Below are 7,370 nucleotides of genomic sequence, written 5' to 3'. Positions count from 1 at the left end.
ACCGCCGCAATCACCCATAACGAAGGCCCTGACAGGTCGCCCCCGAGGGTTGAGCATTGATTTGCTCCCCGGGGCACCTGCAGGGCCTTCACCCATTCCTAAAGTGAACTCACAACGCCTTCCGGTTTCTGATGGTGTTGTTTCCTTTGTGTTCTGGTCCCCGTGTGGCTTCATGCCACCCGGGGATTTTTTGTATCCGCTCTCAGCTTTGCAACTCAGTTCCGCTCAGTAAACGTCCCATAGGACCGATGAAAACGCTGCAGGGGAGTGCCTTCTGTGTTTCTCTCACCCTGATCGACAACCGGGCCGGACACCAGTGTGTGGGTCGTTATCTCCGTCCGCTGCGCAATGTCCACGGTGAAGTAGGCAAGGCAGTTGGCAATGACCACCCCGCCCAATTCGGTCGTCTCGGTGGGGATCTGTGACAACAGTCCATAGATAGGCTGTCCCGGCGTTCCAAGCCATTCAGCAGTGTCCTGGTGGTCTGCAGACAGAACACTCAGCGTGTACCTGCTTGCGGTATCCAGCGCCTCCATCATGCGTGAACCCGAATAAACAGAAACCGCCATCGTCGGCGGATCCCAAGACACACTCATATAGGAATCAACCGTGATTGCCGCGGTGTGCGAACCCTTCGCGCAGGTGAGAACAGCAAGGCCCGTCGACATATAGCCGGTCATACGGCGGTACTCATCAATGCCGACAAGATCACGTTGGGGTGTATCCATAGCCTTCAGTCTAGGCGGCTAGAATGCTGGCATGTCTGAAACGTTCTCGGCTCCCGGTGGCAGCGCCACCATCGAACGTCAGCAACAGGAGCAGCTGACCGAACCCGGCGACCACGAACGCTTTTCGCACTACGCCCCCAAAGCCAAGATCATGGAGGCAATGGTCACCGGAACACCCATCGTCGCCCTGTGCGGCAAGGTGTGGGTTCCCTCCCGTGACCCCCAGAAGTTCCCTGTCTGCCCGGCCTGCCGAGAGATCTACGAATCCATGCCCGAAGGCCCCCAGGAGCCCGACGACCAGTGAACGTACCCGGAAGAGTTCCGGGCACCTCGGCAGCAGAACATCTGCCTCCGGCTTATCCCGAACGCGCAGCGTGGGGTACAGCCGGCAAGCTTCGTGCCTGGCAGGCTGAAGCCCTCGAACAGTACTTCACCACCGAACCGCGAGATTTCCTCGCGGTCGCAACACCAGGTGCCGGTAAAACCACCTTTGCACTGCGCCTGGCAGCCGAACTGCTGGCTCAGCGCAAAGTCGACCGCGTCACCGTCGTAGCCCCCACAGAGCACCTCAAAGTGCAGTGGGCTGATGCAGCCGGACGTGTCGGCATCAAACTCGATCCGCGTTTTAAGAACAGCGACGGCTCAACCGCTCCGGGATTTCACGGTGTCGCAGTCACCTACGCGCAGGTGGCCGCAAAACCCGCTCTGCACCACAACAGGACCGCCCGTGCACGCACCCTCGTGATCCTCGACGAGGTACACCACGCCGGCGACGCACTGTCCTGGGGTGACGCCATCCGCGAAGCCTTCAGCCCCGCCCGCAGGCGCCTGTCGCTGACCGGTACGCCCTTCCGCTCAGACACGGCCGCGATTCCGTTCGTCGTCTACGAACCCGATGACGAGGGCATCCGCACCTCGCAGGCCGACTACTCCTACGGCTATTCGCGAGCCCTGGAAGACGGCGTGGTCCGCCCGGTCATCTTCATGACCTATTCGGGCAATATGCGCTGGAAGACCAAAACCGGCGATGTCATGGAAACCCTCCTGGGAGCTGATGCGACAAAGGACGTTCACGCTCAAGCGTGGCGGACCGCGCTGGACCCCAAGGGTGAATGGATCCCCGCCGTTCTCAAAGCGGCCGATATCCGGCTGAGCGAAGTGCGGCGCACCGTCCCCGACGCCGGCGGCCTTGTCATCGCAACCGACCAGAGCACCGCACGAGCCTACGCAAAGCAGCTCAAGCAGATCACCGGCGAAGAAGTCACCGTCGTTTTGTCCGACGAAGCCGGAGCCAGCGACCGGATCGACGAATTCCAAGAGTCCGACCGTCGGTGGATGGTCGCGGTGCGCATGGTGTCAGAAGGCGTCGACGTGCCGCGCCTGGCAGTGGGCGTCTACGCGACATCATCGGCGACCCCGCTGTTCTTCGCACAGGCCATCGGCCGTTTTGTGCGCGCACGCAAACGCGGCGAAACAGCCTCCATCTTCCTGCCATCCGTGCCGATCCTGCTGGCGCTGGCAAACTCACTGGAAGTCGAACGCGACCACGCGCTCGACATCAGACGCGAAGACGTCGAAGACGATGAGCATCTGCTCGACGACGAAGCGATGGACCAGGCCAACAGGAACGAAAATGCGTCATCGTCGCTGGACGAAGGAGCCTACGAGGCTTTGGAATCACAGGCGTCATTCGACAAGGTGCTGTTCGACGGCGGCGAATTCGGTGCCGGAGGTGCCGTCGGCTCAGAGGACGAACTCGACTTCATCGGCCTGCCCGGTCTGCTCGAACCCGACCAGGTGGCCGAACTCCTGCGCGCCCGGCAGGCCGAACAGGTCAAACGACGCGGCAGCAGCGGCCAGGCCGCCCCACCAAAGCCGCAGGCGGAAGCAGCAGAGCTGCAGCACCGCGCACTGAAAGAAGACCGCAGCAAACTGCAGTCCATGGTCGGAGCGTGGGCCCGCCGCACAGGCAAACCGCACGGCTCCATTCACCTGGAACTGCGGCGTGCCTGTGGGGGACCGGCCGTTGCGCAGGCCAGCCGCGAACAGATCCTCGACCGCATCAACACCCTGCAGCGCTGGTTCGTCGGCAGAAAATAGTCGCCGCTGGCTTATCCGGTCCGCAGCTTAGGCGTCGTAGAAGATCGTGGGGATCGTCGGGTCGCCGTCCTGCAGGCGGCGAGCCGAACGCGGCAGCTCCGCCATCGCGGCCCGGTGCATTTCCTGAGCGCGGACAACCGCTTCGGGGCCTGTGAAGCTGTCGTCGATTTCCCCATCGACAACAAAGTCCACTTGCAGATCCCGCCCTTCGCCTACGCCGTCGGGCAGGTGGGGCACACCGATTGCCTCCTGCGTGGCGGTGCCCCCTGAGAGCACCCGTCTGGCGGTCTTGAGGCCACCGTGGGAGCCCTTGCCGGCAGCCTTCTTCGCCACCGAGTGCCACGTGCCCTCGTCATCCTGCCGGGCCGTGAGCTTATACACGAGGTTCGCGGACGGCGCACCAGAGCCGGTCACCAGACGCGTGCCAACACCGTAGGAATCCACCGGGGCAGAAGCCAAGGACGCAATCGCGTACTCGTCGAGGTCGCTCGTCACCGTGATCGTCGTGTTGTGCGCTCCCAGCGCATCGAGCTTTTCGCGCACCTCGGCCGCCTGAATGCCCAAGTCGCCCGAATCCAAGCGCACACCGCCAAGATTCGGCCCGGCAATGCGAACCGCAGTTTCGAGTGCCGCGTCAACGTCATAGGTATCCAACAGGACAGTCGTGTCAGCGCCGAGCGAATTGATCTGCGCGCGGAAGGCATCTTCTTCCGTTGGGTGCAGAAGAGTGAAGGAATGTGCAGAGGTGCCAATCGTGCGCAGGCCATACCGACGCCCCGCCTCGAGGTTCGACGTAGAAGAAAAACCGGCGATAACAGCCGCGCGGGCCGCGGCAACAGCGCTGCTTTCATTTGTGCGCCGCGAACCCATCTCCGCCAGCGGGCGGCCTCGAGCCACACCGCTCATGCGCGAAGCCGCAGCAGCAACAGCACTGTCGTAGTTGTACACCGACAGAGCGAGGGTCTCCAGAATGACGGCTTCGGCAAACGAGGCTTCGACAATGAGCAGAGGCGAACCGGGGAAATAGACGTCGCCCTCCCGGTAGCCGCGGATCGTTCCCGAGAACCGGTAATCCGCCAGCCAATCCAGAGCGTCCTCGGACACAACACCCGTGTCACGCAGGAAGCGCAGCTCAGCATCGCCGAACTGGAAACGGCTCAGCCCCTCCAGAAGGCGGCCGGTGCCGGCAACCACGCCGTAGCGGCGGCCCGCCGGAAGTCTGCGCCCGAACATCTCAAACAAACACGGAGTGTCCGCAGTGCCGGCATCCAAAGCCGCCTGCAGCATCGTCAGTTCGTAATGGTCGGTAAGAAGAGCGGTCGAAGGTCCGTCAGGCGTTGTGAGTTCACGCATACTCGCGAGCATATCGGACCACACAGCGGGTCTTTTGGCACTCCGTGCAATACAGTTGAGAGCTGTGAGCACCACCGCCATGCCCGTCGCAGAATCGGACGTCCTCGCCGACGTCCAGACCGATCCTGCTCTGCCGTGGGTGACGATCGTGTTCAACGATCCGGTCAACCTCATGTCCTACGTGACATACGTGTTCCGGTCCTACTTCGGGTACTCCCGCGAAAAAGCCGCCGAACTCATGCGGCAGGTCCACTACGAGGGCAAAGCCATCGTGTCCCAGGGATCCCGCGAAGAAATGGAAAAAGACACGGCCGCCATGCACGGCTTCGGCCTGTGGGCCTCCTGCCGCCAGATGGACTCCGGGGGAGCGGCATGAAGATCTCGCCCGGGAACTCCGAATTCGCCCAACTGGAATTCGACGACACAGAAAAGGCGATCATCGCCCGTGTTGTCAGCGACACCATCACCCTGCTCGACAGCCGGTCCGACAGCGAAAGCGACGACCCGCTGGCAAAGATGGTCGGCATAGAAGATCGCGAACGCCCCACCGACCCAGCGCTTCTGCGGCTGCTGCCGGACGCCGACCCGGAAAACCCAGAAGCCTCCGCCGAATTCCGCCGCTACACCGAAAACGACATCCGCGAAGGCAAAATCGCGAACCTGCAGACCATCCTCTTCACCCTGAGCCGCACCAGCCCCGCCGACATCGGCCGCGACGAAGCGCACGCCTGGATGATTGGGCTCACCGACGTCCGCCTGGTCATCACCAGTCGGCTGGGCATCGTCACCGAAGACGACATGCAGCAGCTCTACGACAATGACGACAACCTGGACGACAACGAAGCCGCGCTGCTGTCCATCTACGACTTCCTGTCCTGGATGCAGGAGCGCTTCACAGAACTGTTCATGAATCAGTTGGACGGAGACGGCCGATGATGAAACTCACTGCGATCGGCACGTCAGGCTCCTACCCGGGACCCCACGCGGCTGCCAGCTGCTATCTGCTGCAGATTGAAGCCGAGCGGACGTGGAACATCGTGCTCGACTTGGGTTCGGGCGCACTGGGGCCGCTGCAGCGCTGGATCAACCACACCGACATCGACGCGGTGGTGCTCAGCCATCTGCACCCTGACCACTGCCTCGACGTCACCGGACTCTACGTCATGCACCGCTACGACCCGCGGTTCCTCGACGCCGGAGGCCCACCCAACCGTCTGGCGGTGTACGGTCCGGCCGGTACCCGCGAAAGGCTCACGGCAGCCCACCACACGGATCCCGGAGCAAGCCCCGTCCCAGCCGATTCCACCTCGGACGGTTTGGAGCAGGCATTCGAGTTCACCGACATGCGCGACGGCCAGCCGTTCACGGTCGGCCCCGTGACCATCACCCCGCACCTGGTGCACCACCCGGTCGAGGCCTACGCCGTGCGGATCGAATACAACGGTGCGGTGCTTGCCTACTCCGGTGACTCCGACGCCTGCGAGAACCTGACCACAGCCGCGCGTGAGGCCGACCTCTTCCTGTGCGAAGCCGCATTCGAAGACGGCCGCGACACAGTGCGCGGCATTCACCTCAACGGTGAACGAGCCGGCCGCACAGCACAGGAAGCCGGCACCAAGCGGCTGGTCCTGACCCACATCGCCCCCTGGACCAATTCCGACACCGTCACCGCCGCGGCAGAACGCCACTACAGCGGCACAATCGACCTTGCGGTGCCTGACCGCACATGGGAAATCCGCGCGCAGCAGCCGTAAAAACCGGCAGATGCCAGCGTCGAACAACAACATTGAGGAGCAGTCATGACCCGCTTTGACGGCCGCACCGCCGATCAGCTTCGACCCGTTTCCTTCCAGCGCGGCTGGCTCGACCACGCCGAAGGCTCCGTGCTCGTGGAGTTCGGCAACACCCGCGTGCTGTGCGCCGCATCCCTGACCGAAGGCGTGCCCCGCTGGCTCAAAGGCGAGGGCACCGGCTGGGTCACCGGCGAATACGCCATGCTGCCGCGCGCAACCCACACCCGCTCAAGCCGCGAATCCGTCCGCGGCAAAGTCGGCGGCCGCACCCACGAAATCTCCCGCCTCATCGGCCGCAGCCTCCGTGCCGTCGTCGACACCGCGCAGCTGGGCGAAAACACCATCCAGCTGGACTGCGACGTCCTCCAGGCCGACGGCGGCACTCGCACGGCAGCGATCACCGGGGCGTACCTCGCGCTGCACGACGCAATCGAAAAGGGCCGCGAACTCGGCTGGATCACCAAGAACGCCCAGGTGCTGAAAGACTCACTGGCGGCCGTCTCCGTCGGCATCGTCGACGGCACCCCGGTTCTCGACCTTCCCTACGAAGAGGACTCGAAGGCCGAAACAGACATGAACGTCGTCATGACCGGCTCCGGCAAGTTCATCGAAATCCAGGGAACCGCAGAAGGCGAGCCGTTCGATCGTACCGAACTGGGCACACTGCTCGACCTTGCTTCGACCGGCTGTGCCGAGCTGACCCGCCTGCAGAAAGAAGCCCTCGACGCATGAGCGGCGGCGAAGGCAAACGCGCGGTCCTTGCCACCGGGAACGAAGGCAAGCGCGCTGAACTCGAAGCGATCCTGTCGCGCACCCTGCCGGGCATGACGGTTGTGACGTCATCGGCTCTGGGACTGGCCAACCCCGTGGAGGACGGCACGACGTTCGAAGAGAACGCCCTCATCAAAGCGCGCGCGGCCGCTGCTGAATCCGGCATGCCCGCCTTTGCGGACGATTCCGGCCTGACCGTCAGCATTCTGGGTGGATCACCGGGCATCTTCTCGGCCCGTTGGAGCGGTGCCCACGGCGATGACCTCGCCAACAACCGGCTGCTGCTGGCTCAGCTGGCCGACGTCAAGGACGCCGACCGAGGAGCCGCTTTTGTGTGTGCGGCAGCTTTTGTCGACACGGACGGCACCGAGATCGTCTGCCGAGGTGCCCTGCCGGGAACACTGGCCCGCGCCCCTCGCGGTTCGGGCGGGTTCGGCTACGACCCCATCTTCATCCCGGAAGGTCAGGAACGGTCCCTGGCGGAGTACAGCCGGGAAGAGAAGAACGCGGTGTCTCACCGTGGTCGAGCATTCACTGAACTCGTCGAGAAGGTCCGCGCGCACATCGCAGGCTGACGCCGCAAACGCTGAAGCGCGGCCGGTGCTCATGCACCGGCCGCGCTTCA

General features: G+C 63.6%; 9 protein-coding genes. 7 read left to right on the top strand and 2 right to left on the bottom strand.

What is annotated here, in order from left to right; genetic code table 11:
* Positions 1–215: 215 nt before the first annotated feature.
* Entirely contained in the window at positions 216–728 is a 513-nt protein-coding gene (locus tag HMPREF3092_RS02885; protein ID WP_070423778.1) for a flavin reductase family protein, read from the bottom strand.
* Positions 729–759: 31 nt separating this feature from the next.
* Here HMPREF3092_RS02885 and HMPREF3092_RS02880 point away from each other — a divergent pair, with 31 nt between their 5' ends.
* Both HMPREF3092_RS02880 and HMPREF3092_RS02875 read left to right on the top strand, forming a co-directional pair.
* Positions 760–1,032: a DUF3039 domain-containing protein gene (locus HMPREF3092_RS02880; protein WP_061943832.1), complete on the top strand. Its 273-nt coding sequence runs from the start codon at positions 760–762 to the stop codon at positions 1,030–1,032.
* Positions 1,029–2,828, top strand: a complete 1,800-nt coding sequence (locus HMPREF3092_RS02875) for a DEAD/DEAH box helicase (protein ID WP_070423777.1) — start codon at positions 1,029–1,031, stop codon at positions 2,826–2,828. The genes HMPREF3092_RS02880 and HMPREF3092_RS02875 overlap by 4 nt, the downstream gene beginning before the upstream one ends.
* Positions 2,829–2,855: 27 nt before the next feature.
* On the opposite strand, the gene HMPREF3092_RS02870 is transcribed toward HMPREF3092_RS02875, so the two are convergent.
* Entirely contained in the window at positions 2,856–4,181 is a 1,326-nt protein-coding gene (locus tag HMPREF3092_RS02870; protein WP_070423780.1) for a nicotinate phosphoribosyltransferase, read from the bottom strand.
* A 79-nt stretch (positions 4,182–4,260) separates the two neighbouring features.
* Between HMPREF3092_RS02870 and clpS the strand changes: the two genes are divergently transcribed.
* Genes clpS through rdgB form a run of 5 tightly spaced genes read left to right on the top strand, consistent with a single transcriptional unit; the run spans position 4,261 to position 7,320 of the window.
* The gene (gene clpS / locus HMPREF3092_RS02865; protein ID WP_061944256.1) at positions 4,261–4,557 is read left to right on the top strand and encodes an ATP-dependent Clp protease adapter ClpS; all 297 of its coding nucleotides are present in this window, start codon (positions 4,261–4,263) and stop codon (positions 4,555–4,557) included.
* A complete protein-coding gene (locus HMPREF3092_RS02860) occupies positions 4,554–5,117 on the top strand; it encodes a DUF2017 domain-containing protein (protein WP_070423776.1) in 564 nt (187 codons plus the stop codon). Before clpS ends, HMPREF3092_RS02860 begins: the two co-directional genes overlap by 4 nt.
* Positions 5,114–5,935: an MBL fold metallo-hydrolase gene (locus HMPREF3092_RS02855; protein ID WP_083274219.1), complete on the top strand. Its 822-nt coding sequence runs from the start codon at positions 5,114–5,116 to the stop codon at positions 5,933–5,935. The genes HMPREF3092_RS02860 and HMPREF3092_RS02855 overlap by 4 nt, the downstream gene beginning before the upstream one ends.
* Positions 5,936–5,980: 45 nt before the next feature.
* Positions 5,981–6,706, top strand: a complete 726-nt coding sequence (gene rph, locus HMPREF3092_RS02850; RefSeq protein WP_070423775.1) for a ribonuclease PH — start codon at positions 5,981–5,983, stop codon at positions 6,704–6,706.
* Positions 6,703–7,320, top strand: coding sequence for an RdgB/HAM1 family non-canonical purine NTP pyrophosphatase (rdgB, locus tag HMPREF3092_RS02845; protein WP_062019624.1), 618 nt, complete (start codon positions 6,703–6,705; stop codon positions 7,318–7,320). Before rph ends, rdgB begins: the two co-directional genes overlap by 4 nt.
* The last annotated feature ends 50 nt before the right edge of the window (positions 7,321–7,370 follow it).

Origin of the sequence: Brevibacterium sp. HMSC24B04 (assembly GCF_001806835.1) — a bacterium.
Classification (GTDB): Bacteria; Actinomycetota; Actinomycetes; order Actinomycetales; family Brevibacteriaceae; genus Brevibacterium; species Brevibacterium ravenspurgense.
Note: the sequence above shows the minus strand (reverse complement) of the source record. Positions and strands in the feature narration are given on the sequence as shown.